The organism is Marinovum sp. (assembly GCF_034669705.1).
Classification (GTDB): Bacteria; Pseudomonadota; Alphaproteobacteria; order Rhodobacterales; family Rhodobacteraceae; genus Marinovum.
In genome coordinates this window covers 32,998-58,592 of the sequence record NZ_JAXMOR010000029.1, presented here as the reverse complement: position 1 = coordinate 58,592, position 25,595 = coordinate 32,998, and the positions used below count along the sequence as shown (strand labels likewise).

Below are 25,595 nucleotides of genomic sequence, written 5' to 3'. Positions count from 1 at the left end.
CAATTTCGGCACGGTGATCGGCGCGGCGCTGCGGATGTCTTTCCGGATGACCACGCAGGCCTCCGAGAACTTCGCGGACTCGCTTCACACCCATGGCGACGTGCTGGAAGCGATCCGGATGCGCGAGAGCGAGACCGCTCGCCGGCTGATGGCCGGGCTGATCGGTGTCGCGGCGCGCGACTTGGGCCGCGCGGCGAGCCAGCGGGGCCAGGACACGGCCGCGGCCCTATGACCTCGTCCTGCCGCTGAGCGATGATCACGCTGCAGAACGATCGGTTCCGGCTGTCGGTGGATCCGGCGATGGGCGCTTCGGTCGGCCGCTTCGAGGTCGCAACGGCAGAGGGCTGGGTGCCGGTGCTGGCGCCTAGAGCCGCGCCCGCCAGGACCGCCGGCGACACGGCAATGTTCCTCATGGCGCCCTTCGCCAACCGCGCGCGCGGCAACCGGCTGGCCCTGGGCACGCGGCGCATCGAACTTGCGCCCAACACCGACGAGCCGCTGGCGCTGCATGGCATCGCCTGGCAGCGGTCGTGGGAGGTGATCGAGACCACCGCCGGCCGGATCGCGCTCGGCCTTGATACCCGCGGCCACGATCCCCTCGACCTGCGGATGGAGTTCATGGCGGAGCTGCGCGCCACCGGTGTCAGGTTCGGCCTGAGCCTCCGCAACACCGGGGCGCGGGCGGTGCCCTGCGGCATCGGCTTCCACCCGTATTTCCCGCGTCTGACGGACACGCAGGTGGCCTTTGCCGCCCGCACGCTCTGGCCGGAGGGGCCGGGGCATCTGCCCCTCGGCAAGCGCCCGCTTCCCGCCGCGGAGGCCTATTCGACGCCGCGGGGGCTGCCGGAGGCCTGGCGCAACCAATGCTATTCCGGCTGGGACGGGCGCGCGCGGATCACTCAGCCATCGCTGGGTTACGGGCTCGAGATGCGGGGTCGGGGACTCCCGGCGTTGATGCTCTTTGCCGACCCCGGGATGGCACGGTTTGCGCTTGAACCGCAGAGCCATGTCAGCGGCGAGACCGGGACCGGGCCGCACGGGCTGACTGTGCTTCCGGCGGGCCAGTCGATTTCGGCCGAGCTGACCCTGAAGATCGCCGCGCGCCCGGCAGGCTGAGCGTCAGGGCAGCGGCGGGTCGACCAGCAGGCCTGAGACCTTAAGCGCCTTCCAATAGGCAAAATCCGCGTGATGCACCAGGAGGCACTCGAGCGACCGTTGCAGGTATTCGCCTTCGTGCGAATGCGCCCCGGCAATATGCGCGACCTCGACCGGGAGACCCACGGTGAGGCAGATGTGCCAGCCGTGGCCGGGGTGACGCATTGGGGGAAACCCGCAGGCGGACGGTCGCCCGGTCCACTCCGCCCGCCGAGCGGCATTGAACTCGAAGGGCTTGCCCACGTCGTGCAAGAGCCCGCCGGCAATCAGCACGTCGAGATCGAGCGGCAGGTCGGGCGCGGAAGCCTTCAGCGCCTCGCCGCTGGCGCGGGCCATGTTGGTCACGGCGCGGATATGGGTGAGCTGGGTGCCGGTTTTCAGCTGCAGCCGGCCGGGCGAACCGCAGCCTGCCATGTCGGAAACCCGGCTCAGACCCTCCTGCGCCAGCGCATAGCTCCAGGCCGCGACCACCCCGTCGCGCAGGCCGGGATCGTTGATGCCGGCGAGCTCCGGCAACTCCCGGATCACATTGGCGGCGATCTTGTCACTGGCCTCCGTGCCCTCAGGGGCGGTCATTGCACGCCCCTGCGGTAGGGGCTGGCGCTGTGCAGCGCGCTTTCGGGCACCTCGACCTCGACCGCGAGCAGGCGAAACGACAGGGTCTTGCCGTGGCCATCAAGATTGAGCGACGAGTTCACCCCGCCCTCGAGCACATTGTCGATGACGAAGTTGAAGCTTGCGAGTTTCGGCAGGTCGTAGCGCTGCACCCGGGTGGTGCCGCGGTAGCGGAAGATGTCATGCACGCGTTCGGCGGTCAGCTGTTCAGCGATCGGGGCGAAGGCCACTTCCTTGTAGGGAATGACGCTGATGTTGAGCCGGTTGCCCTTGTCGCCGGCGCGCCCGTGGGCGACCTCGTGCAACGGCACTCTGATGATGGGGTCCTCGAAAGTCACAGCAGATCCTCGCTTGCGAAACATTGGGATTGGGTTTGGATCGCCGCCCGTTCGGCGAGATAGGATCGTGTCACGACCCTGCGGGTGACCCGCCACCTGGCGCCGCCAGTGCCGGCAGTGCCGCAGCACAGCAGGGCCAGGACCTCGCGGGCGGATTGTTCCACGTGGGAGCGATTGGAGCCGGCGGCGGCCAGCCGGATGCGGATGTCCGACGGGCCCGGCCCATAGTCTTCCAGGCTGAGGACACCGGCATCCGAGTCATGCGCGCTCGAGATGCCGATCAGGTCGCAGCGGGCGGTCACGTCCAGCCCGCGAAACTTCAGCCGGTCGTGCAGCACCTGCCGCGTGGCGCGGGCGCGGGCCAGGGCGTTGGGCCCGGCCACCGAGACCTCTCCCTCGCCGAGGTAGCTGCCGCCGAAGCAGGCGGTGACCTTGAGCTTTTCCGGTCGTGCGGTGCCCGAGACCCCGAGGATCTGGACCCGATCCTCGGACAGCTGTTGCAACGTCACACCGCTGAGATCGACGGTCACGTCGGGGGTGATGTACTGCGCTGGATCGTGGATCTCGTAGAGCAGTTGCTCCTTGATGGTCCGCGCATCCACCAGCCCCCCGGTGTCGGCTGCCTTGCCGATGATGACCGCGCCGTCCGCGCCGATCTCGGCGATCGGAAAGCCGATGTTCTCCGGGCAGGGGATCTCCTTGTAGCCGGGCTCGAAGAACACTCCGCCACAGACCTGCGAGCCGCATTCCAGCAGGTGACCCGCGGTGGCGCCGGCGGCCAACAGATCCCAGTCGTCTGCCGACCAGCCGAAATGGTGGATCAGCGGCGCCAGCGCCAGCGAGGGATCGCCGGTTCGGCCGCAGACCACGACATCGGCGCCCTTGGCCAGCGCTTCGACCAGCGGCTGGGCATCGAGATAGGCATTGGCTGACACCAGCGTGCCGTCATGGACATCGATGCCTTCGTCGGCCTCGTAGACCTCGAGGTCGTCGAGCGAGATCCGTTCGCGGATGTCGTCGCCCGTCACCACGCCGATGCGCAGTCCGGTGAGCTTCAGCTTTCTGGCAAGCCGGCTGATGCAGCGCGCAGCGCCCATCGGGTTGGCGCCGCCGAAGTTGCCGATGATCTTGATGCCGTTCTCGAAACAGTCCTTCAGGATCGGTTCCAGCAGCGGTTCGAGCATCGGCTCGTAGCCGCTGTCGTTCGAAGCGGTGCGCTCAAGTTGGGCCAACGCCACGGTGCGCTCGCCCAGAACCTCGAAAAAGATCGCCGAGGGCCGACCGTCGGCAACCAGGGTTTTCACCACCGGTATCGGTGCGTCGATCCGGTCGCCGGAGAATCCGGAACCGTTGCCTATCAGGAAGCTTGTCGTCATTTCATCACCCTATTTCTTGCACGCGTGTTCATTATTGGCTCGTGGCAGAAAAATGCAACAGGAGATTTTTTGATACGATAAGTCCAGTGAAATATAGAAATACTTTCGGGTTACACGAGGTCGACTTCAAACTGACGTGGCCTGTTCTGCGTTCTTCAAACATAATATTGCACGCGGTTCCATTTTGTTGTTAATGTCGCAGTGGGAGATAACGAATCGGAGGAGACACACGTGACACAACTCGAGGCAATCAAGGCGCCAGCAAAGCTCATCGCCGCGTCCCTGCTGTTGGCGGGCGCCACATCGGCCGCTGCGCAGGACGTGCGCTGGCAGGCGTCCACTTGGGGCACGCCGCGCGCCGCCACCGCCGGCGCCGAGGCCTGGGCCGAGGAAATCGCTCGCCGCACCGACGGCGCTTTCCAGATCAGCATTCACTACGGCGGCGAGCTTTCGGCGCCGCGCAACAACCTGGACAACCTGCAGCTGGGCGCCTTCGAAGTGGCGAACTACTGCGGCGGCTTCCACCCAGGCAAGCACCCGGCCTCGATGGTGGTCGAGCTGCCCTTTTTGCCGTTCGAGGATCTCGCCAATCAGCGCGCCGCGCATGAGGCGGTCTATTCACACCCGACCGTCGAGGCCGAGCTCGCACGCTGGAATGCAAAGTGGATGCTCTCTTCGGTGCTGCCGCAGATGGAGTTGATCGGCCGCGGCGAGGCCGTCGACTCGGTGGCCGGGATCGAAGGCCTCCGGGTGCGCGCCCTCGGCCCGCTCGGCTCTGCCTATGCAAAGGCCGGCGCGGTGCCAATGTCGCTCTCGGCGCCGGAAACCTACCAGGCGCTGTCGCAGGGCGTGCTGGATTCGGTGGCGATCGCGCATTACGCCATGGACTCCTACCGGCTTTATGAACCCTCTGACTGGGTGACCGAGAACCTCGCACCCGGCACGGTGAACTGCCCCTGGGTGGTGAGCATCAGCGCCTGGGAGGCGCTGCCGCAGGCCTATCGCGACATCGCGCTCGAGTCGCGGGACATGGCCTATGCGGCCTATGCAGACGCCTATGGCGAGGCCGGCGACGGCGCGCTCGAGGCGTTCCGGGAAGACGGGCTGACCGTCGTGTCCTTCTCTGAGGCCGAGCGCGAGAAGTTCCGCGATCTGGCCGGGGTTCCGCTCTGGCAGGAATGGATCGCCGAGGCTGAGGCGAAGGGCCTGCCGGGACAGGAGCTGTTCGACCGGATGATGGCGGCCATTCCAGGCAAGTAACGGTCGCTTGGCGGCAGAAGACGGTCAAGGGAGGCCAGACCAGCATGAACGACACACCTGACGGGCAGCGGCGATTTCGCAATCGCCCGCCCGGGTCGAACTGGGGCGATTTCGGGCCCGATGATCGTCTCGGGCGGCTCAACCTGATCACCCCCGAACGGCGCCGCGCGGCGGCCGGGGAGATCCGCGAAGGCCTTGCCTTCTGCCTCAGCCTGCCGCTTGACATTCCGGGGCGCAACGTGCTGAACCCCAACCGCAAAGCACCCAGCCTGAAGCCTGTGGTCCGGCGTCACGGCGAGGCCTATCACTACCGGGTCGAGCAGGAGCACGCTGGCGTCGTCGATGTCTCTTGCGATGATGTGATCACGATCTACAGCCAATATTCCACCCAGTGGGATTCCCTGGCCCACAACGGCGCGCTGTTTGATGCCGATGGCGACGGGGTCAAGGAAGAGGTCTACTACAACGGCTACCGAGCGCGGGTCGACGTTGAAGCGCCCGATGCCGAGAGCGGCCGTGGCGGTGGCAATCCGCTGGGTATCGACCGGCTGGCGGAAAGCTGCGTCCAAGGGCGCGGCGTCCTGGTCGATCTGGAAAAGGTCTTTGGCCTCGAGCGGCGGCGGATCGGGCGGACCGACCTGCTGCACGCCATTCAGGCGCTCGACCTCGAGATCGGGCCGGGCGACATCCTGTGCCTGCACACTGGGTTTGCCCGCGAGCTCTGGAAGATGGGCGACGCCCCCGATCCGGCGGCACTGGCCCAGGTCGGTGTCGAGCTCGACGGTGCGGACCGTGACCTGCTGGAGTGGATCACCGCCTCTGGCATCGCGGCGCTGGTGGCCGACAACGCGGTGGTCGAACATCGCCCTGCCGTGCCGCGCAGCAAGGGCGTGCTGCTGCCGCTGCACAACCACTGCCTGTTCAAGCTGGGTCTGCCGCTTGGCGAGCTCTGGTACTTGTCCGATCTGGCCGAGTGGCTGGACCAGGCGGGCCGGACACGATTCTTTCTCAGCGCTCCGCCGCTGCGCCTGCCAGGCGCGGTGGGATCGCCGGTCTCGCCGGTGGCAACGGTATGACATCCCAGCCTCGCACCAAGGGGAACGCGCAATGGCACTGACCACGAGCAGATCCGACAGGAGCCTCATCGCTCTCGACCGGGGGGTCGGCGCGATCGAGACCCTGGGCGCCGCCATCGGCGCCTGGGTGATTTTCGGCCTGCTATGGCTGAGCGTGGCTGAGATCCTGTCACGCAACCTTTTGGGCGCGCCGCTGCGCGGGCAGTTCGACGTGCTTGTTCTGGTCGGCCCGCTCTACGGACTGCTTGGCCTGTCCTACTGCTATCGCAAGGCCGGTCACGTCCGCATGGACCTTGTGAACCGCAGGCTCACCGGTCGCAGCGCGCATCTTGCCGAGGTGGTCATCGCGGTCTGCGCGCTGCTGATCACGGTGCAGCTGTTTCAGGGATCGTTCTCGCATTTCGAACGCTCCTACATGATCGGCGATACCACCATCGCCATGAACTGGCCGACCTGGCCGTCGAAACTGGTGGCCCCGCTGTCCTTCGCAGTTCTGGCGGCGCGCCTTGTGCTGACGATCTGGGCGCATGGCCGGCTGTTCACCGACCCGCGCAGGTCCGCAATCGCCACACCGGTTCCACCGGACCCCGTCACCGAAGCCGTCGACTGAGCGACCTTCTGCAGAATTGATCAAAGGATCGAGACATGGACCCTATCACCGTGGGACTCATCGGCGTTGCCGGGCTGTTTCTTCTCATTCTCGCTGGTTTCCCGATCGTCTTCGCGGCGGCAATCACCGGCTTTCTCGGGCTCAGCTTTCTCAAGGGCTTTGCCGTTGCCACTAATATTGCCGGGCTGATCCCTTATGACAGCACCGCCCGGTACGAGCTCTCGGTGTTGCCGCTCTTCATCCTGATCGGCTTTCTTGCCAATTCGGCAGGGATGATCAACGGTGCATACAGGTTCGCCCGGGCCTGGCTGGGCTGGATGCCCGGCGGGGTGGGGGTGGCCACGATCTTCGCCAGCGCCGGCTTCGGTGCGGTGTCGGGCGCGAGCACGGCGACCGCCGCGGTGTTTGCGCGGGTCGCCATCCCGGAACTGTCGAAGAGCGGCTATTCGCTGAAAAACTCGGCCGCGCTGGTGGCGGCGAGCGGCACCCTCGCCTCGCTGATCCCGCCCAGCACCATCCTGGTGGTCTATGGCATTATCGTCGAGGAATCGATCGGCAAGCTGCTGCTGGCCGGCTTTATTCCGGGGTTCTTTTCTGCATTGGTCTACGCCGCCTATATTGTCTTTGCCGCCAAGACCACCTCGGGAGCAAAGCCGCAGATCATCCGGGCAAGCTGGCGTAACAGGTTGGCCGAGGTGCCGCGGGTGTTGCCGATCATCGCGGTCATCCTGGTGATCATCATCGGTATGTCATCCGGCTGGTCGACGCCAACCGAGGCCGGGGCGGTCGGTGCCGGGATCGTCTTTGTGATGTTCTTGTTTTCCGGCAAGTTCTCGATCCGCGAGCTGCACGCCTGCTTGATGGATTCGATCCGCCTCACGGTGATGATCTTCGCCACCATCTGGGGGGTCCTCATCCTCGCTCGGTTTCTTGCCTTCAGCGGCCTGCCAGGCGCGGTCGCCAACTGGATCGTCGGCCTCGACATGCACGCTTCGGTGATCCTCTGCATCATCCTGACAGCCTATGTTGTGCTTGGCATGTTCATGAATGCCATCGGCATGCTGCTGCTGACACTGCCGATCATCTTTCCGGCGATCGTCGAGCTCGGGTTCGATCCGATCTGGTTCGGCATCCTCGTGGTCAAGGTGGTCGAGATCGGGTTGATCACGCCTCCGGTGGGTCTGAACTGCTTTGTCGTGGCCGGCGTGCGCCCTGACATTCAGCTGGGCTCGATTTTCAAGGGCGTCATCCCGTTCCTGGGAATGGACCTGGTGACCATCGCGATCCTGTTTTCCTTTCCGGCGATCGTGCTGTGGCTGCCAAGCCTGGTGTGAGCAAGGCGGTGGCGCCTGGCGTTTGTGGAAGCTGAAGGCTTTCGGTAACCTGTCGATGGGCAGGGCAGTTGAGAAAGAATAAGGGCAGCAGGATGGGCAAGAAGATATCCGGAAATCGGGTGACTGCCGATGACGTTGCGCGGGTGGCAGGTGTGTCCAGATCTTTGGTGTCGCGAACCTTCACCAAGGGGGCCTCCGTCTCCGAGAAGCGCCGCAAGCTGGTGCTGGAGGCCGCGCGAAAGCTGGGCTACGAGCCCAATATCGCGGCCAGGGTGCTGGCTGGAAAGGCCAGCAACGTCGTCGGCATTCTGATCGGCCCGCTGCTCAATCCCTTTCTCGCCGACCTGCTCGACAAGCTCTCTGACAGGTTGCGGGACGAGGGCTTTCTTCCGACCCTGTTCAAGGTGTCGACCGAGGGGGACGCCAAGAGCATTCTGCCTTTTATCTCGCAGTACAACATGGTGTCGACCATCGTCATGGGGATATCTCCCTCGGCCCGGGTCTCGCGGATGTTCGCCAGCCAGTCCGAGATGCCGATCGTGCTCAACCTCGGGGTCTTGCGGGATGTCGAGGCCGCCATCGTCACCACAGATCACTTCAGTGGCGGCATGCTGGCGGCGCAGGCGCTGCTGGACCGCGGCGCCGAACGCCCCGCGCTGGTGACGCGCGAGGTGGAAACCGGAATCTACGAAGAGCGCGCCGCCGGGTTTCGCCATGTTCTGGATCAGGCCGGTGTGGCCTGTACGCAGCTGGTGGTCGCCGAGGGCTCCTACGAGGCTGGCCATGCGGCCACGCTGACGCTGATGGACGGCGCGCACGGGCCCGATGCGGTGTTCTTCGGCAACGACATGATGGCGCTCGGAGGGATGGACGCCCTGCGGCGTGATCTTGGTCTTGCGGTGCCTGACGATGTCGCGGTGGTGGGCTACGACGACATTCCCGGAGCAGCGCTCGGGGCCTACCGGATCAGCACCATCCGCCAGCCGGTCGACAAGCTCGCGGCCAAGGCAGTGAGCGTGATCGTCGATTTCGAGACAACCGGCGCGGCCGACCTGACGACCTCGCTGATCTCTCCAGAGTTCATCTCGCGGGAGACGACCTGAGCGCAGAGGCAGCGGGTCTTATTGGTCGGGGCCCGGCAAAAGACTGCTCTCGATTGTCGGATTAAGGTCTGGGATGCCAATCGGTCGGAAGCTGCACAGGCTCTCGACTGAATTTTCAAATTGAAACGTTCGGCCTGAAGGAAGGCCGAAAACATAATCAGCCTTCTGCGCGCTTGCTGTGTAGCCGGGTGGATTCACAAACGAAGTGCAAATTCTGTATTAAAACAGGAATTTGCATGGAGATTGATGAATGGGAAGCCACTACTCTCACTTGACGCTTGAAGAGAGACGCAAGATCGACAAATGGCATGACGCAAAAATGCCGGTACCGGAAATTGCCGACCGGCTGGGTCGCGCAGCGTCGACGATCTACCGGGAACTGAAACGCAATGTCTACGAGGATACCGAGATCCCCGAGCTGAACGGCTACTATTCCGTGACCGCGCAAAACGCCTATGAGCGCCGACGCGCCATCCACCGCAAGCTGATCACGCACCCGGACCTGAAGGCCGCCGTCGAGGATCGCCTGAAAGCCGGCCCCCTCTCGTCGTTTGCCTTGCAAACGACTGCCGGTCAGCGGGTCTCCGGAACAGATCGCCGGCCGCATGCGCCTGGAACGCCACCCGATCCGGGTCAGTCACGAGACGATCTACCGCTTCGCCTATTCCAAAGACGGCCGAGACGAACAGTTCTACCGGTACCTGCCCGAGCATCGAAAACGCCGCAGGCCACGCGGCTACCGACGCCACCACCGCACCCATATCTTCGACAGCCAGAGCCTGTCACACAGGCCCGAGGCCATCTCCGAACGCAGCGAATTCGGCCATTGGGAATGCGACCTGATGATGTTTCGCAAGGAGCACGGGAAGGTCAACGTCACCTCCCTGGTCGAGCGGGTCAGCCGTTACACGGTGGTGACGCGTAACGAGGACCGGCAGTCGAAACCCATCATGGAAGCCCTGATCGAGGGCCTCGCGCCCCTGCCCGCCAGTCGATCACCTTCGACCGCGGCACAGAGTTCTCGGCCTGGCCCAAGCTGAAAGACGGGATCGGGGCCGACAGCTGGTTCTGTGACCCGCAGGCGCCGTGGCAGAAAGGCACGGTCGAGAACACCAACAACCGTCTTCGAAAGTACCTGCCCCGCTCGACCGACCCGACGGCGCTGACAAATCGATATTTGAGGTCGATTTGCCACCGCCTCAATTCAACGCCGCGCAAATGCCTGGGCTATAGAACACCCGCGGAAGTCTTTGAAAGCGAACTGATGGTCATTCGGAATGGGATAGAATACAAGTGATATCAGAAAGTTGCACTTCACCGTGAATTCACACCGGGGCACATTCTAAACTCCGTTGCGACAACTCCCCTATCTTGCTGGAAAGCAAGGAGAACGGACGATGGCCCACACGGAGCTGGAATTGCGCGAACGGCACCAGATCGAAGACATGCAGTACGCGAAAGTGCCGGTCAGCAAGATTGCTACGGAATTCGGCAGGCACCGCTCGACGATCTATCGCGAGATCAAGCGCATCTCTTGCGTCGACCAAGAGTTGCCGGATCTGGATGGCTACTACGGTATGAATGCGCAACGTTTTGCGTCGGCCAGACGCGCCCGGCGTCGAAAGTTGATCCGCCTGCCAAAGCTGCGCGCCGCGGTGATTGACCGCCTCAAGGAGGGTTGGTCTCCCGAGCAGATCGCCGGCCGTCTCGGCTTCGAAAGCCACGCTGTCCGCGTTTGCCACGAAACGATCTATGCACATGTCTACAGCCGCGAAGGTCAGTCCGACGCACTGGCGCGGTATCTGCCCAGCCGCCGCAGGAAACGCAAACCGCGCTACGCCAGACGCCCACGCAGCCTTGTTTTCCCGCCGGATCGGTCGATCCACGAGCGCCCCGACCACGTAGAAGACCCGCGAGAAATTCGGCGAATGGGAAGGGGATCCGATGATTTTCGAGAAGGTCCAGGGCAAGATGAACGTGGCCCCCCTGGTCGAACGCAAGACCCGTTTTGCCGTGCTGTTCCGCCACAACGACCGCAGCTCGACGCATTTCATGAACCGGCTGATGGACGTGATGGTCTCCCTGCCCCAACCGGCGCGTCGCTCGATCACCTTTAGAGCCCGATGATCTTGTCGTCCATCTCGTCGATTCGGGTCTGGCATTTCTTAACCAATTCCGGCTCGAAGCTGCTGTCGCGGTCGCGGGGCACCGCCACCGGCATCTCTCCATCCTGCCCCTTCAGCACCTTGGTCGAGGTGCAATTCCAGCGGTTGACATGGCCCGGTGGAGCTTCTTTGCCCTTTTCATAGCCAGGTTGCGCCGTCAGCTCAGCGCCCATCATCCGTCCCATGTGGTTGATCTTCAGCTCTTTCATCAGCCCGGCCTCGCCGAGCAGGTCCTCAGGGCGGTCTACGCCCTTCAGAAGTTCGTCCAGCAGTTCCTTGGAGATCGTCATGCATGCTTCCTTTCGAAGAGGCTTGGACCGGATCACTCATTCACAGAAGATCTGACACTCTCGAGGAACCGGACGAACAGCAGGGTCAGGTTCTCTCGTCGCGAGGTATCGGGCCATACCGCATAGATGCCCAGCGGCGCGAGCTGCCAATCCGGGAACAGGCGGATCAGCCGACCTGCGGCCTCGCCCCGTGCGGCAAGGTGTTCGGGCAGCACCGTGGCTCCGAGGTTCTGGCAGGTGAAGTGATACAGCGCATCGATGCTGTCGACTTCCAGCCGCGCCTGCCCCAGCACCTTGACCTCTTCGCCACCGGGCCCGGTCAACCGGGTGTACTCCGCCCGGTGCCTGTAGCGCAGCCAGTCCCAGTCCTCGAGGTCCGAGGGGTGCCGGGGCGCCGGCCGCGTCGCGGCGTACTCGGCGCCCACAACAAGCGCCCGCGCGGTTTCGCCCAGCTTGCGCGACATCATCGAGCTGTCGGCGAGCCAGCCTGCGCGGATGTTCACGTCGAAGCCGTCGTTCATCAGGTCCATCCGCTGGTCGGTAAAGACCACCGACAGCGCGACCTGCGGGTGCAGGCGGGAGAACTCGGCGATCGCCGTCGCCAGCGACGACGATGACATGAAGGCCGGCACCGACACCCGCAGCGCGCCCACCGGCTCCAGCGACAGGGCGTTGAGCTCGTTCAGCCCGCTCTCGGCACTGCGCAGCATCTCGGTCACGCGGGCATAGAACATCCGCCCCTCGTTGGTCAGCGCGATCTTGCGGGTGGTGCGATAGAGCAGCGTCACCCCGAGAAACGCCTCGAGCTCCGACACCGTCTCGCTGACCCGCGAGGGCGCGAGGCCGATGGCGCGGGCGGCGGCGCGGAACGAGCCTTCGTCGACGACGCGGGCGAATACGGCCATGTGCCTGAGATGGTCGATCATTGTTCTGCCTGCCGGAACGATCACTTCTGAAATCAGGTGATACCCGGATCAGTGCTGCGAGGATAGATCATCCTTGCAACACGAGGACCGATGTCATGAACGCGACAACACATTTCACCACCGACCACGCCGAGCGCTATCTCGGCACGCTCTGCAAGCATTTCGGCCACAAGGTTCCTGTCACCCACGCGGGTCGCTCGGGCGAGATCACCCTGCCCTTCGGCGCCTGCGCGCTGACCGCCGAGGACACCGGACTGACCATGACCGCCCAGGCCCCAGACCAGGCCCAGCTCGACCGGGCTGTGCAGGTCATCACCAGCCACCTCGAGCGCTTTGCCTTCCGCGAGAACCCCGAACTGGACTGGGCCTACACCCCGGCCTGAGACCTTCGCACGCCTCCCCTGACCGCAACCCTCCCTGACCCCACCCTGAACCCAAGGACACACACCATGAAACTGAAGACCCTCCTCACCTCCGCCGCCCTCGTGGCAACCCTGCCCTTCGCCGCCCTGGCCGACAGCGCCGAGAACAAGGCGCGGGTGCTCGAAGCGCTGGAAAACACACTGCTTGCCGGCAATGTCGACGCGGTCGATCAGTACTTTGCCGAGGACATCATCCAGCACAACGACATGTTCGCCAACGGCATCGAGGCGCAGAAGGGCGTCGTCGGCTTCCTTGCCGGCAGCGGCACCTTCAAGGCCGAGTACGTCCGCGTCATCGCCGATGACGACATGGTCGCCGTGCATGCCCGCTACGAAGGCTTCGGCCCCACCCCGGTGATCGGCTTCGACGTTTTCCGCGTCGAGGACGGCAAGATCGCCGAGCATTGGGACAACCTGACCGAAGAACAGCCGCTGAATCCCTCGGGCCGCAGCCAGATCGACGGCACCACCGAGATCACCGACCGCGACCTGACCGAGGCCAACAAGGCCAAGGTCAAGGAGTTCCTCACCAAGGCTCTGATCGAGCACGCCGAGATCAACATCACCGACTACATCAGCCCGGTGACCTACCTGCAGCACAACCCGATGGTGGCTGACGGGCTGGAAGGCTTCGGCGCGTTCATGGCCGAGATGGCGAAGCAGGGCATCTCGATGGACTACACTGAGGTTCACGAGGTGATCGGCGAAGGCAACTTCGTGCTGACAATGTCCGAAGGCACGATCGGCGACGCGCCCACCGCCTTCTACGACCTCTTCCGCCTCGAAGACGGGCTGATCGTCGAGCACTGGGACGTCATCGCGCCGATGCCCGGCGCGGACGCGGCCCACAACGAAGCCGGCAAATTCTGAACGACACCGGCGCCCCGAGCCCTTCGGGGCGCCCCTGAAAAGGACCGACAGATGAACCGCAGAACTCTTCTCAAAACCTCGCTTGGCGCATCGCTGGCGATCATTCTCGGACAACACGCAGGAGCACAGGACATGGACGCACCCACGCAAGAGAGCTTTGACACGGTAATGGCCTTCATGGGCGCGATGGGATCGGACGACATGGAGAAAATGGCCGCGCTGATGGCCGACGACATGGTCTGGCACAACGAAGGCGACGAGAGCCTGCCGTGGATCGGCGAAGCCCGCGGCAAGGAGGCGATCTTTGCCTTCCTCGGCACCTTCAGCGAGAACTTCCAAACCACCGCATGGGACAACACCGATGCCTTCGCCTCGGGCGACACTGTCGCGGTCTTTGGCGAGATGAACGGCATCACCACCAAATCCGGCAAGGAAACCGGCCCCTTCGCCTTTGCCCTGCGCGCCAAGGTGCGTGACGGTCAGGTGGTGCTGTGGCACTGGTTCGAGGACAGCTTTGCCGTCAGCCAAGCCTATCACGGCTGAACCCACTGATCCCCCTTGGCAGGACCGGCAACCCTGACCGGTCCTGCTTTCGACGCGACCGAAGGAGAACCCAATGACCTATGCCGTCACCGCCGTGTCCGGCCAGCTTGGCCAGGAAATCGCCCGCAAGCTTATCGCCCTGCCGGGCGCCACGTCGGTCATTGGGCTGGCCCGCACGCCCGGCAATACCGCCGATCTCGGCATCGAGGTCCGCCCCGGCGACTATGACAAGCGCGATGAGCTGGAAGCCTCGCTCCAGGGGGTCGACGCGCTGGTCATCGTCTCGGGCATGGCGCCGCCCGACCAGCGCATCGGCCAGCACCGCAACGTGATCGAAGCGGCGAAATCCGCCGGCGTGCACAAGCTTGTCTACACCAGCATCCAGGGCCCCGAGGACGGCACACCGTTTTCGCCGGTGGTGCAGAGCAACCGCCAGACCGAGGCCGACATCCGCGCCTCCGGTCTCGACTGGACGATCGGGCGCAACGGCATCTACATCGAGCCGGACGTCGAGTATATCGACAGCTACCGCGCCCGCGGCGAGATCGCCAATAGCGCCGGTGACGGCCGTTGCGGCTATACCACCCGCTCCGAGCTGGCGCATGCCTATGCCGCGCTGCTGACGCGGCCCGACCACGACGGCCAGACCTTCGATCTGAACGGCACGCCGATCACGCAGGTCGCGCTCACCGGCTACCTGAACCGCACCTTCGGCACCGAGCTCACCTATCGCGCCATGTCGCCAGAGGATTTCGTCGCCGACCGCACGCAGGAACTGGGTGACTTCATCGGCCCGATCATCGGCGGCATCTACGACGGCATCCGCCGCGGCGTCTATGACCGGAAGGGCGACTTCGAGGCCGTCACCGGCCGTCCGCACCAGAGTTGGGACGACTACTTCGCCTCGTTGCGCGGCTGACCCGCACAGCGGCATGCGACGGAAACCCCGGCCAGTCGCGTTCAATCAGAAATCCACGCCCTGAAAGCCAGAACCCATGTCCACCCTGAAAGCCATCTGGGATCATCCCTATACCTTCTGGGCGCTGCTCAGCCTGCCCGCGATCCCGCTCCTGACCATGCTGACCTCCGGCGACCCCGAGGCGGTGCATCAACTGCTCCACCCGACCGGAGAATTCGCCGCCCGCTTCATGATCATCGCGATGATGATCTCGCCTCTGGCGCTGCTTCTGAAAGGCTGGCGCGGCCCGCGCTGGCTGATGAAACGCCGCCGCTACCTGGGCGTGGCGGCCTTTGCCTATGCGCTGGTGCACACCGTGCTCTACCTCGTCGACCTCGGCACGGTGCAGAAGGTCGTGGCCGATCTGCCGGAATTCTACATCTGGACCGGCTGGATTGCCTTCGTGATCTTCGTGCCCCTGGCCATCACCTCGTCGGATTACTTCGTCCGCAAGCTGGGCCGCAACTGGAAGACCCTGCAGCGCATTACCTACGCCGCGGCGGTGCTGACCTTGCTGCATTGGGCCGCGCTGCACGAGTGGGGCGGCCTGCCCGGCGCGCTGGTTCACTTCGTCCCGCTCGGCCTGCTCGAAGCCTATCGCCTCTGGTACTGGTACCTGCACCCGAGGCCGCAACTCGCCGCTCGAGGTGACACCGAGGGGCAGCCTTCCGCCCCTCGAAGCCGCTTCGGCAAGACCGCCGAAAAGGTATAAGCTGACCTCAGGAACGTAGCAGCTGAACGGCGGTGTTGTTGGTGCACTGGCCGGTGGCCAGCGGGGTAGTCAGCCCCCTTGACACACCGCGCCACGGCCAGTCGTCATCGCTGTGACCGGTCAACACCACCGCACGACCCTGCCTCCCATGATCAACCGCAATCTTACGCACCAATATTGTTGCGTGCGCAATAATAAGATTGACAACGACGCATTTTGCGGTCATTTTCCGGACAGCACCGAGATAGACCCGCGCGGCACCGATCCGGTCGCCTCGGGCCGGGATGCGCTGACGCATCACCTTGCCCCGGGCCAGCGCGCGCCATGCCGAAATTGCCTATGGGAGGCGGAGATGACGGCCCAGATCTTTTCCAATCGCAACCGCGAGTTCCACCTCGGCCCGTTCCCGCTGGAACGGCTGGCCCGCACCGATGCGCAGCCCGATCTCGCGCAGGTGCCGGCGTTCCAGCCGGTGAACTTCGATCACGGCAACACGCCGGAATCGCTGGTCAACGCGATGCAGGACTATCAGGCGATGCTCGACGTGCTGCGCGGCGGGCTGTTTGCCGAGCAGAAGGCCGGCTGCCCCGAGGACCCGCTCGAGCGCGCCAACCACATCAAGTCCTACGGCTATTTCCAGGACGCGCCGATGGTGGGTATCGCGCCCTTCGATCCCTCCATGCGGCTCGAGACCCCGGTCGAGAACCCGGAAATCGCCCGGCTCGCCGAGGACCTGAAGACCAAGCAGGTCAAATCCATGGCCTCGGGCATCGACGTGATCATGGCCGACCTCAAGGAAAGCGTGACCGCCCCGCCCCAACCGGTGGACGGGCACGATCACGCCGTCGTCTTTCTCTACAACTACAACCGCGATCCTTCGCCGGACGAGCCGGGCTTCGAGTGGATGTTCGACGCCCAACGCCAGCGCGCCTGCCTGCTGGGCACCGAGGCCGCGGTGGTCATCGCCAGCTACCTGCGCATCCTCGGCTATGACGCCAAGGCGCATTCCGGTGCCGCCACCGATGTCGATCTGAACAAGCTGGTCGTCGCCGCCGGGCTGGCGGTGATGGAGGATGGCAAGCTTGTCAATCCCTTCGTCGGCGACCGGTTCGAGGTCGTGGCGATCACCACCAACTTCAGCATGGCCACCGACAAGCCGCTGGCGCCGATGTCCGAACAGCCCCGCTCGCTGACCCACGGGCTGGCGTGGAAGCTGGGCAAGGGCTCGGCCAAGAGCGCCCGCACGCTCGACCCTTATGCCAAGCGGCGCTACACGGACGGCCTGCATCCGTTCGAAAAGCTCCGCCGCGTCGACAAGCCCACCACCTTCATCGACGAAGAACGGGTGGCGCGGGTGCCGAAACGGGCCGACATGTTCGCCCGCTCGCAGTTCGGCGACATGGGTAAGGCCAACCAGGAGGCTGCAACGGGCGGCTACTTCTCGCGCAAATCCCCCGTCAGCCAGGCCTCGCGCCGGCCGATGGGCGCCTTCAACCTGCTACTCGAAGGGCCGGTGGCCGAAACCGTCAATCACACCGCCAAGGACAAGCAGCGCAATTACGAGGCGATCAAGGCGATCGGCTATTTCCTCGGCTCCGACGCTGTCGGCGTGGCGCGCTGCCCGGAGTGGACGTGGTATTCCCACGATGCCTTTGGCGAGCCGATCGTGCCGACGCATGACAGCGCCATCTGCCTGATCATCGACCAGGGCTTCGACACCACCGAAGGCTCCTCGGGCGACGACTGGATCGCCGTGGCGCAATCGATGCGGGCCTACCTGCGGTTCTCGCTGCTGGGCGGGGTGATCGCGGCGCAGATCCGCAACCTCGGCTACACCGCCAAGGCGCACACCAACATGAGCAGCCAGGTGCTGCACCCGCCGCTTCTGCTGCTCGCCGGTCTTGGCGAGGTCAGCCGCATCGGCGAGGTCATCGTCAACCCGTTCCTCGGGCCGCGGCTGAAATCAGGCATCATCACCACCGACATGCCCCTGACCCATGACAAACCGGTCGATTTCGGCATGCAGGCATTCTGCGAGAGCTGCAACAAATGCGCCCGCGAATGTCCGAGCGGCGCGATCACCGCCGGGCCGAAGCTGATGTTCAACGGCTACGAGACCTGGAAGTCCGACAGCCAGAAATGCACCACCTACCGCATCACCCAGAAGGGCGGCGCGATGTGTGGCCGCTGCATGAAGACCTGCCCGTGGAACATGGAAGGGCTTGAGCACGAAAAGCCTCTGCGCTGGATCGCGATGAAGGTGCCGCAGATGGCGGGCGTTCTGGCCAAGGCCGACGACCTCGTGGGCAACGGCCGGATCAACCCCAAGAAACGTTGGTGGTGGGACCTGCGCTGGAACCCCGACGGCTCCTGCGAGATGGTCGATCAGAAAGTGCAGCCATCGAATTACCGCGAGCTGCAGACCGACCTGAAGCTGAAATTCGAGGATCAGACGCTGGCAGTATACCCTGCCAACCTCGCGCCGCATCCCTGGCCCTTCCCCTTCCCGATGGATCGCGAAAAGGGCATCGAGGCTTACCAGGCGATGATTACCGCCGAGGAATACCAGGCGCGGCTCGACCGGGGCGAGACCGAGGGCCTCGCGCATGAGTACAAGCTGAGCGGCGAGGCGCCGGTGATCCGGGTGCAGGTCTCCAAGGTCGACCGGATGACGCCGGGGGTGACGAAATACGAATTCACCGCGCTCGATGGCGAGCCGCTGCCGGAATGGACGGCGGGCGCGCATCTGGATGTCGTGGTCGCACCGGAATATTTTCGCCAATACTCGATGTCAGGCGATCCAGCGGACCGGACGAAATACCAGATCGGCGTGTTGCGAGAAGACGGTGGACGCGGCGGGTCGAAGCTGTTGCACCGGATCTTCTCGGAAGGTCGCAAGGTGTTCATCTCGCGCCCGATCAATCACTTCCCGCTGGCTGCCGATGGTACCAAGCATTTCCTGATGGGCGGCGGTATCGGCATCACGCCGATGATTGCCTTTGCCCATGAATGCCATGCCAAGGGCGTGGACTTCGAACTGCATTACTCCGCCTCGCGCAAGGATGACGCCGGGTTCCTCGACGATCTGCAAAGCGTCCCGTGGTCGGACAAGGTGACGTTGCATTTCTCCGATCAGGGCACCCGCGCCGATCTTGATGCGCTGCTGTCAGGCTACCAGCCCGGCTGGCACGTCTATACCTGCGGCCCCGATCGTTTCATGACCGGGGTGATGGAAGCGGCAGAACGGCAGGGCTTCCCCGAAGAGGCCCGGCATCTGGAATACTTCTCGGTCCCCGAGCTGCCGGAGTACGAAAACCACGATTTCACGCTCAAGCTTGCCCGGTCGGGCCGCGAATTCACTATCCCTGCCGACAAGTCGGCCACCGATGTGCTGCTGGAGAACGGCGTGCAGATCGACGTTAAATGCTCTGACGGCATCTGCGGCGTCTGCAAATGCGGGCTGGTGTCCGGCGAGGCCGAGCACCGCGATTTCGTGCTGTCGAACGCGCAGCGCGAAGAGGCGATCATCCTGTGCCAGAGCCGGGCGGCCAAGCCCGGCGGCACCATCGAGGTCGATCTTTGACCGGGGCGCCCATGGCACCCCGAAGACCACAGGCATCACGTTCAGGAGGAGGAACACGATGACATTTCAATGGATCAAGGCAACGCTCGCTGCCGCGGTGATCGCCGCAACCGGCGTCACCGCGCAGGCCGAGGGCTGGGCGCCTGACGGGCCGGTGACGATGAAGATCGGCTTTCGCGCCGGCGGCGGTGCCGACAGCATGGGCCGGCTTCTGGCGCAGGAGCTGAGCGAGACCCTCGGCTGGGAAATCATCCCGCAAAACGTCGCCGGTCGCGGCGGGCTGGCCATCGCGATGGATGTGGCACAGGAGCCCGCAGACGGGCTGACCGTCGGCATCTCGACCTTCGACACCTTCGCATACGCGCTGCAGACCGCCGGTCGGATCGGCATCACCGCCGAGGATTTCACCTTCCTCTCCAGCCTCACCGGCAGCCAGATGGGCCTGATCGCGCGGACAGATCGTGGCTGGAGCACCCTCGGCGACGTGATCGCGGCGGCCAAGGCCGGCGAGAACATCTCGATCGGGGTGATGAACCAGAAACTGGCCGACGGCACCTATCTCATCGGCCGCGAGAACGGCGTCGAATTCACCACCGTCATGATCGACGGCGGCCGGGCCGGGCTGAACGGGGTCACGGCGAAAGACCTCGACATTTCCTGGGCCGCAGGGCTTCAGGCTGCCGGCGTCCGCTCCGGCGATATCATCAACCTTGCCTCGGCCGAGGATCAGCCGCTGACCATGTCCCCCGACGCGCCGTTGCTGTCGGAGTTCAACATGCCGTTCTCCTTCGGCTCGGGCTTTCTGGTGTTCGGCCCGGCCGACATGCCTGACGAGATCGCCGAGACCTATGCCACCGAGATCGGCAAGCTGCTGAACGACCCCGAAAGCCAGCTGTCCAAGATGGTCACCAAGACCTTTGCCGGCCCGATGGTGGTGCAGCGCGACGACCTGCGGGCCATGATCCAGAAGCGCAGCGACGAAGCCAGCGCGCTGATCGACGCCAGCTCGGAATAAACGCTTTCCACGGCTCTACCGACAGGCGCCCTTGCGGCGCCTGTTCCGCGTTCTCCGCACGACAATGGTACGGTTACAGTGCGCGTGCCGGCACCCGGCGTCTCAGGCGTGTTCTGGAAAGTCTCTAACGCGAGAAATGCGCCGTCAGCCGCTCGAAACACTCGGCCAGCGAGGCGCGCAGGTCATCGCCAAGGCACTCCCGCACGGCCTCCTGCCGTTTCTTGAAGCGGGGATCGAGACTGCGCAGCAAGTCCTCCCCCGCCTCTGTCAGGATGACGATCTTGCGGCGCTTGCTCGTGGGGTCTGCCTCGAAATCAACCAGCCCCTGCTTGCGCAGGTCCGCCGCGGTGCGGCTGATTTGCGCATTGTCGGTCACCATGTGCCGCGACAGATCGGCCATCGAAATCCGCTCGAACGTTTGCACCGTGCGCAGCAACCGATAGCCCGTCAGGTTGAGCGGCGTGTCCTTGATCTCGTTCATGGCATCCATCTCCATCAGCTTCGCTACGATGGAGAACTGGAAGGTCACGTTGCTTTCCAGCTTCCGCACCCGCTCCAGTTGGATCTCGAGTTCCTTGGACGTTATTGCCATCTCACCTCACCAATAATGTTGCGGCCGCAATGTTATTCTTGCGGCATTCTCGATAAGATGGTACGTCAAGTCATACCGATGCACCAGCACGATTATCGTTCGGAGGATAGTATTGCCATGAAGCGTCCTGAAAACGTCCTTGTCATCATGTCCGACGAACATCAGGCCCGGGCGCTGTCCTGTCTTGGCCATCCGCTGGTAAAGACGCCCAACCTCGACCGGTTGGCGGCGCGCGGCACACTGTTCGAGAATGCCTATACCCCCTCGCCGATTTGTGTGCCCGCGCGTGCGGCCTTTGCCACCGGGCAATATCCGCATCAGACCGGCTACTGGGACAATGCGATTGCCTATGACGGTCGGGTGCCGAGTTGGGGTCACGTCCTGCAGCAGGCCGGCGTGCGCACGGCCAGCATCGGCAAGCTGCATTACCGCGCCGAGAACGACCCGACCGGTTTCGACGAACAGATCGCGCCGATGCACATCCACGATGGCGTGGGCCAGGTCTGGGCGGCGGTCCGCAACCCCCTGCCCGAGGAAAAGCGCACCGGGCGGATGCTGGGTCAGATCGGCGCCGGTTGCTCGAGCTACAACGATTATGACTACCGCGTCTGCCGTGAGACGATCGCCTGGCTTGACCGGGCCGCCAGCTCGGAACAACCCTGGCTGCTGTTTTCCAGCTTCGTCGCGCCGCACTTCCCGCTGACGGTGCCGCAGAAGTATCTCGACCTCTATAAACCCGCCACGATGCCCCTGTCAGAGCTGCGCTGCGAGAACGGCTATGAGATCCACCCGTGGATGCAGCGGCGGCAGGCGTTCTGGAACCATGACGGTCTGCTGCGCGACGACGACGAACGCCGCCTCGCCATGGCCTGCTACTTCGCGCTCTGCAGCTTTGTCGACGCCCGCATCGGCCGCATCCTCGACGCGCTCGAGGCGACGGGTCAGGCGGAAAACACGCTGATCATCTACACCTCCGACCACGGCGAATGCCTCGGACAGCGCAATACCTGGGGCAAGTCGGTGCTCTACGGCGAGGCGACCCGCGTGCCGCTGATCATGGCCGGCCCCGGCATCGGCGCGGGCGAAACCTGCGCCACCCCGGTGAACCTGATCGACGTCGCTCCGACCCTTGCGGAACACTTCGGCCAGACGCCGCCGGCGGAATGGCCGGGCACGTCCCTGCTGCGGAGGTTGCAGGCGCCGGAGGATCGCGCGGCGCTGGTGTTCTCGGAATACCACGCGGCGGAATCGCCCACCGGCGCCTTCATGGTCGCCGATGCGGACTGGAAATATCACTACTACGTCGACTACCCGCCAGAACTCTTCGACCTTGCCGCCGATCCGGACGAGCGGGTGAACCTGGCCGGGCGTCCGGAGTACGCCACGCAGGAGGCGCGGATGCACACGGCGCTCCTGGCAATCTGCGATCCGGTGGCCACCGACCGCGCCGCCAAATCCGATCAGGACCAGCTGGTCGCCGCCTGGGGAGGTCGCGAGGCCGCCCTGCGGTCCGGCGTCAAAGGGGCCTCGCCAGTCCCGGTCTGACCACTTCGTTACTGTTTCGGGGAGGAAACAATGACACAGACACCATCCACCCGCTGCACGGACCGGCCCTGATGCTGGGCCGCAACGCAGAGCTCGTCGTCGCGGTGATCCTGCTGGGATTTGCCGCAATGGCCGCGCTGGTCTGGATCCCGGCCGATGTCGAGACCCAGATCATCCACACCCACCGCCGCCAGACCACGCTGGGCGATGCCTTCCTGCCGACCCTGGCGGTCGGCATCCTGGGGGTCGCCGCCTTGGTCCAGCTGCTGATGACCCTCGGGCGCGACCGCTCCGACGGGATCGAGGACACCGGCGTCGACATGACGACGCTGTCGTTCTTGCTGCCCCTCTCGGGCATCGTCGCGCTGTCGCTGGCGATGATGTACTGGGCCGGGCCGATTGCCGTCGATCTCTTCGTGGCGGATGACGGCGAGACGGCGCGCAGTTACCGCCAGATGCGCGGCACCTACCCCTATAAGCTCTTGGGATATGCTCTCGGCGGCACGGCGATGGTGTTCCTGATCACATCCTTCATCGAAGGACGGTTCCGCGCCACGCGCCTGCTGTCGTCGATCCTCGCGGTGGCGGCGCTGATGGCGATCTTCGATCTGCCGTTCGACACCGTGCTGCTGCCCCCCAACGGAGACTGGTGATGAGCGTTCTGGAATATGTCTGGGCCGGGGTCATGGCGGTGTTCGCCGGCCCCGAGGCCTTTGCGATCTTCGGCATCGGCGTGTCGATCACCATCGTCATGGTGGTGCTGGGCTTCCTGCTCGGCATCGTCATCGGCGCCACGCCGGGGCTCGGCGGGCCTTTCGTTATGGCGGTGTCGCTGCCGATCCTGATCTCGATCTTCGGCTTCACGCCGGATGCGCTTTTGCCGGTGCTGGGCTTTCTCATCGGGGTGATGAAAGGCTCGACCATCGGCGGCGCGGTGCCTGCGATCCTGTTCAACACCGCCGGCACCCCGGATTCGCTGATGACCACGCTCGACGGCTATCCGATGGCGAAAAAGGGCCAGGCCGGCAAGGCGCTGCGCACCGCGCATTTCGCCTCGGCCTCAGGCGATACCTTCTCCGACCTCGTGCTCTTCACCACCGCGCCGTTCCTCGCCGTGCTGGTCGAGGCGCATCTGGGCTTTGCCGAAAAGGCCGCGCTGATCATCCTGTCGCTCAGCTTCGTGGCGGCGGTTGTCGGCGCCTCGCCGATGAAGGGCGTGATGGCCGCGGCGTTGGGCCTGCTGGTGGCCTCGGTCGGCTCGGGCGAGGATTTCTATCCCCGCCTGTCGCTCGAATCCAATGCGCTGGCCGACGGTTTTCCGGTCATCACCGCGGTGCTCGGCGTACTGATCATGGGCGAAGTCATCACCGTCTTCGAGCAGATCTGGCGCGACCGGCGGCGCGAGCGCATCGGCACCGAAATGCCGCCCTCGACCGACAATTCGCTGAGCTGGAAGGAACGCCGCGGCCTGATGCCCTTCATCGGCCTCTCGGCGGTGGTCGGCACGGTGATCGGCGCCCTGCCCGGCATCGGCTCGACGCTGGCGGCCACGCTGGGCTATGCCACCGGGCAGAAGATGCACAAGGGGCCCGTTCCCTTCGGCGAGGGCACGCCAGAGGGCGTCGCCGCCACCGAGGCTGCCAACAGCGCGGTGTCGGGCGCCAATCTGATCCCGGTGCTGAGCCTCGGCATCCCCGGCAACGTCGGCGCGGTGTTCTTGATCCTCGCGGCGGAATCCATCGGCGGGTTCAACCCCGGGCCGGGCGTCTTCCGCTTCACCACCTCCGAGGTGAACCCAGAGCTGGTAGTGGCCTTTGGCCTCTTCACCACCATGATGCTGGCCAACCTGCTCAACTGGACCATCGGCGGGCAATTCATGCGCTGGGTCGGCGTCATGGTGCGCATCCCCAAGCGCGTGCTGATGCCGATGATCTTCCTGCTGACGCTGACGGCGGTCTACGTGCAGGAAACCTCGATGACCTCGATCTACTTCCTGCTCGGGTTCGGCCTGCTGGGCTATCTCATGCGCAAGCTGCGGATGCCGATCCTGCCGTTCGTCATCGCCTTCATCCTCGCCGGCAACCTCGAACAATCGATCCGACAGGCCTTTGCCGTGTCGGGCGCCGATCCGCTGTTCCTGATGCGCAGCCCGGTGGCGGCGCTGTTCCTGATCCTGTCGGTCGTTGTGGTGGTGTTCTTTTCGCGGGGCAAGAAGCCGGAAGCGGAAATGACCACCGAAGTCTCCTGAAGCAAAGGACCGCATCAATGACGATCAAGAACATCCTCGTCGCCTTCAACGGCACGCCCGGCAGCGTCGCGGCCCTGCGCACCGCGATCCTGATGCATGGCAAGCACGGCTGCCACGTCACCGGCCTGCTGGTGCACGCGGGCCAGCGCGAGACGCTGAGCGCCAACGCCTGGGTGCCGTCCAACGTGCGCGAGGCCATCGCCGCCAAGGTCCGCGAGGTCGAGCGCCAGAAGGAGGCCCAGTTCCGCGAACTGGCAGGCGATGCCGTGCCCGGCGACCAACTCCACTGGATCACGCTCTTCGGCCAGTCCGACGCCACCGTGGCGCGCTATGCCCGGATGTACGACCTGACGCTGGTCGGGCAATACGATGCCATCCAGGGCCATGAGCACCTCGAACTGCACCCCGACCAGATCGCCGTGAAGAGCGGCCGCCCGGTGTTCGTCATCCCGCGCGACCACGCGCCAGAGCGCATCCGCGAGATCGCGGTGATTGCCTGGGACGGGCGGCGCACGGCGACGCGGGCGGTGATGGATGCGATGCATCTCCTGGAATCCAAGCAGCAGGTGCATGTGCTCTCGATCGACGACGGCTCGCTGCGCCCGCCGCTGGAGGGCATCGACGTCGAGACCGCGCTCGGCCGCCACGGTGTGCAGGTCGAGCGGGTGATCCGCCCCGCCAAACGCGGCCAAGCGGCGGCCGATATCCTCGCCTATTGTCAGGAGGTCGGCGCCGGCATGCTGGTGATGGGCGCCTATGAACACAGCGTCTTTCGCGAGCGTCTGATCGGCGGCACCACCCAGCAGGTGCTCGACAAGGCGCCGCTGCCGATCCTGATGTCGCACTGACGACGCCCCTC

At 64.7% G+C, this 25,595-nt stretch carries 24 protein-coding genes and 2 pseudogenes; 20 read left to right on the top strand and 6 right to left on the bottom strand.

Annotated elements, in window-relative coordinates; translation table 11 throughout:
• Together VOI27_RS17810 and VOI27_RS17805 are read left to right on the top strand one after the other, a co-directional pair.
• On the top strand, window positions 1-232 hold a 232-nt coding region (locus VOI27_RS17810), incomplete at its 5' end, for an FCD domain-containing protein (protein ID WP_323766997.1).
• Window positions 233-252: 20 nt separating this feature from the next.
• Entirely contained in the window at window positions 253-1,116 is an 864-nt protein-coding gene (locus VOI27_RS17805; protein ID WP_323766995.1) for a hypothetical protein, read from the top strand.
• Window positions 1,117-1,119: 3 nt separating this feature from the next.
• Here the strand turns inward: VOI27_RS17805 and VOI27_RS17800 are convergent, their stop codons facing one another.
• Genes VOI27_RS17800 through VOI27_RS17790 form a run of 3 tightly spaced genes read right to left on the bottom strand, consistent with a single transcriptional unit; the run spans window position 1,120 to window position 3,484 of the window.
• Complete coding sequence (locus VOI27_RS17800) at window positions 1,120-1,731, bottom strand: HD domain-containing protein (protein ID WP_323766993.1); 612 nt, start codon at window positions 1,729-1,731, stop codon at window positions 1,120-1,122.
• Entirely contained in the window at window positions 1,728-2,108 is a 381-nt protein-coding gene (locus VOI27_RS17795) for a hypothetical protein (protein ID WP_323766991.1), read from the bottom strand. Before VOI27_RS17795 ends, VOI27_RS17800 begins: the two co-directional genes overlap by 4 nt.
• Window positions 2,105-3,484 (bottom strand): acyclic terpene utilization AtuA family protein, encoded by a 1,380-nt coding sequence (locus tag VOI27_RS17790; protein WP_323766989.1) that lies wholly within the window; start codon window positions 3,482-3,484, stop codon window positions 2,105-2,107. The genes VOI27_RS17795 and VOI27_RS17790 overlap by 4 nt, the downstream gene beginning before the upstream one ends.
• Before the next feature lie 231 nt (window positions 3,485-3,715).
• On the opposite strand from VOI27_RS17790, the gene dctP reads away from it, so the two are divergent.
• From dctP to VOI27_RS23170, 7 genes and pseudogenes are all read left to right on the top strand, one after another.
• A complete protein-coding gene (gene dctP / locus VOI27_RS17785; protein ID WP_323766987.1) occupies window positions 3,716-4,744 on the top strand; it encodes a TRAP transporter substrate-binding protein DctP in 1,029 nt (342 codons plus the stop codon).
• A 44-nt stretch (window positions 4,745-4,788) separates the two neighbouring features.
• Entirely contained in the window at window positions 4,789-5,820 is a 1,032-nt protein-coding gene (locus VOI27_RS17780; protein WP_323766985.1) for a cyclase family protein, read from the top strand.
• 31 nt (window positions 5,821-5,851) lie between these two features.
• Complete coding sequence (locus tag VOI27_RS17775) at window positions 5,852-6,430, top strand: TRAP transporter small permease (protein ID WP_323766983.1); 579 nt, start codon at window positions 5,852-5,854, stop codon at window positions 6,428-6,430.
• Between the two features lie 35 nt (window positions 6,431-6,465).
• Window positions 6,466-7,764, top strand: coding sequence for a TRAP transporter large permease (locus VOI27_RS17770; RefSeq protein ID WP_323766981.1), 1,299 nt, complete (start codon window positions 6,466-6,468; stop codon window positions 7,762-7,764).
• Between the two features lie 92 nt (window positions 7,765-7,856).
• Complete coding sequence (locus VOI27_RS17765; RefSeq protein ID WP_323766979.1) at window positions 7,857-8,867, top strand: LacI family DNA-binding transcriptional regulator; 1,011 nt, start codon at window positions 7,857-7,859, stop codon at window positions 8,865-8,867.
• Between the two features lie 250 nt (window positions 8,868-9,117).
• Window positions 9,118-10,164 (top strand): annotated as a pseudogene (locus tag VOI27_RS17760) (IS30 family transposase).
• A 100-nt stretch (window positions 10,165-10,264) separates the two neighbouring features.
• Window positions 10,265-10,984, top strand: coding sequence for an IS30 family transposase (locus VOI27_RS23170; protein WP_416374690.1), 720 nt, complete (start codon window positions 10,265-10,267; stop codon window positions 10,982-10,984).
• Here the strand turns inward: VOI27_RS23170 and VOI27_RS17745 are convergent.
• A pseudogene (locus VOI27_RS17745) lies at window positions 10,984-11,322 on the bottom strand (transposase); the annotation flags it as partial. The gene VOI27_RS23170 and the pseudogene VOI27_RS17745 overlap by 1 nt on opposite strands.
• A 32-nt stretch (window positions 11,323-11,354) precedes the next feature.
• Complete coding sequence (locus VOI27_RS17740) at window positions 11,355-12,248, bottom strand: LysR family transcriptional regulator (protein ID WP_323766975.1); 894 nt, start codon at window positions 12,246-12,248, stop codon at window positions 11,355-11,357.
• 95 nt (window positions 12,249-12,343) lie between these two features.
• Here VOI27_RS17740 and VOI27_RS17735 point away from each other — a divergent pair, with 95 nt between their 5' ends.
• The 7 genes from VOI27_RS17735 (at window position 12,344) to VOI27_RS17705 (ending at window position 20,351) form a co-directional block, all read left to right on the top strand.
• Entirely contained in the window at window positions 12,344-12,631 is a 288-nt protein-coding gene (locus VOI27_RS17735; protein WP_323766973.1) for a DUF2218 domain-containing protein, read from the top strand.
• Between the two features lie 66 nt (window positions 12,632-12,697).
• Window positions 12,698-13,540, top strand: a complete 843-nt coding sequence (locus VOI27_RS17730; RefSeq protein WP_323766971.1) for a nuclear transport factor 2 family protein — start codon at window positions 12,698-12,700, stop codon at window positions 13,538-13,540.
• 132 nt (window positions 13,541-13,672) lie between these two features.
• Window positions 13,673-14,083, top strand: a complete 411-nt coding sequence (locus tag VOI27_RS17725) for a nuclear transport factor 2 family protein (protein WP_323766969.1) — start codon at window positions 13,673-13,675, stop codon at window positions 14,081-14,083.
• 73 nt (window positions 14,084-14,156) lie between these two features.
• Complete coding sequence (locus tag VOI27_RS17720; RefSeq protein ID WP_323766967.1) at window positions 14,157-15,002, top strand: SDR family oxidoreductase; 846 nt, start codon at window positions 14,157-14,159, stop codon at window positions 15,000-15,002.
• A gap of 76 nt (window positions 15,003-15,078) precedes the next feature.
• Complete coding sequence (locus tag VOI27_RS17715) at window positions 15,079-15,753, top strand: sulfite oxidase heme-binding subunit YedZ (RefSeq protein ID WP_323766965.1); 675 nt, start codon at window positions 15,079-15,081, stop codon at window positions 15,751-15,753.
• 352 nt (window positions 15,754-16,105) lie between these two features.
• Window positions 16,106-19,336 carry a reductive dehalogenase gene (locus VOI27_RS17710; protein WP_323766962.1) on the top strand — a complete coding sequence of 1,077 codons (3,231 nt, stop codon included), beginning with the start codon at window positions 16,106-16,108 and terminating at the stop codon, window positions 19,334-19,336.
• 58 nt (window positions 19,337-19,394) lie between these two features.
• Window positions 19,395-20,351 carry a tripartite tricarboxylate transporter substrate-binding protein gene (locus tag VOI27_RS17705; RefSeq protein WP_323766960.1) on the top strand — a complete coding sequence of 319 codons (957 nt, stop codon included), beginning with the start codon at window positions 19,395-19,397 and terminating at the stop codon, window positions 20,349-20,351.
• Between the two features lie 124 nt (window positions 20,352-20,475).
• Here the strand turns inward: VOI27_RS17705 and VOI27_RS17700 are convergent, their stop codons facing one another.
• The gene (locus VOI27_RS17700; protein ID WP_323766958.1) at window positions 20,476-20,943 is read right to left on the bottom strand and encodes a MarR family winged helix-turn-helix transcriptional regulator; all 468 of its coding nucleotides are present in this window, start codon (window positions 20,941-20,943) and stop codon (window positions 20,476-20,478) included.
• Window positions 20,944-21,060: 117 nt separating this feature from the next.
• On the opposite strand from VOI27_RS17700, the gene VOI27_RS17695 reads away from it, so the two are divergent.
• From VOI27_RS17695 to VOI27_RS17680, 4 genes are all read left to right on the top strand, one after another.
• The gene (locus tag VOI27_RS17695) at window positions 21,061-22,488 is read left to right on the top strand and encodes a sulfatase-like hydrolase/transferase (protein WP_323766956.1); all 1,428 of its coding nucleotides are present in this window, start codon (window positions 21,061-21,063) and stop codon (window positions 22,486-22,488) included.
• Window positions 22,489-22,559: 71 nt separating this feature from the next.
• Window positions 22,560-23,141 (top strand): hypothetical protein, encoded by a 582-nt coding sequence (locus tag VOI27_RS17690; RefSeq protein ID WP_323766954.1) that lies wholly within the window; start codon window positions 22,560-22,562, stop codon window positions 23,139-23,141.
• A complete protein-coding gene (locus tag VOI27_RS17685; protein ID WP_323766952.1) occupies window positions 23,141-24,736 on the top strand; it encodes a tripartite tricarboxylate transporter permease in 1,596 nt (531 codons plus the stop codon). Before VOI27_RS17690 ends, VOI27_RS17685 begins: the two co-directional genes overlap by 1 nt.
• A gap of 17 nt (window positions 24,737-24,753) precedes the next feature.
• Complete coding sequence (locus tag VOI27_RS17680) at window positions 24,754-25,584, top strand: universal stress protein (RefSeq protein ID WP_323766950.1); 831 nt, start codon at window positions 24,754-24,756, stop codon at window positions 25,582-25,584.
• Window positions 25,585-25,595 lie beyond the last annotated feature (11 nt).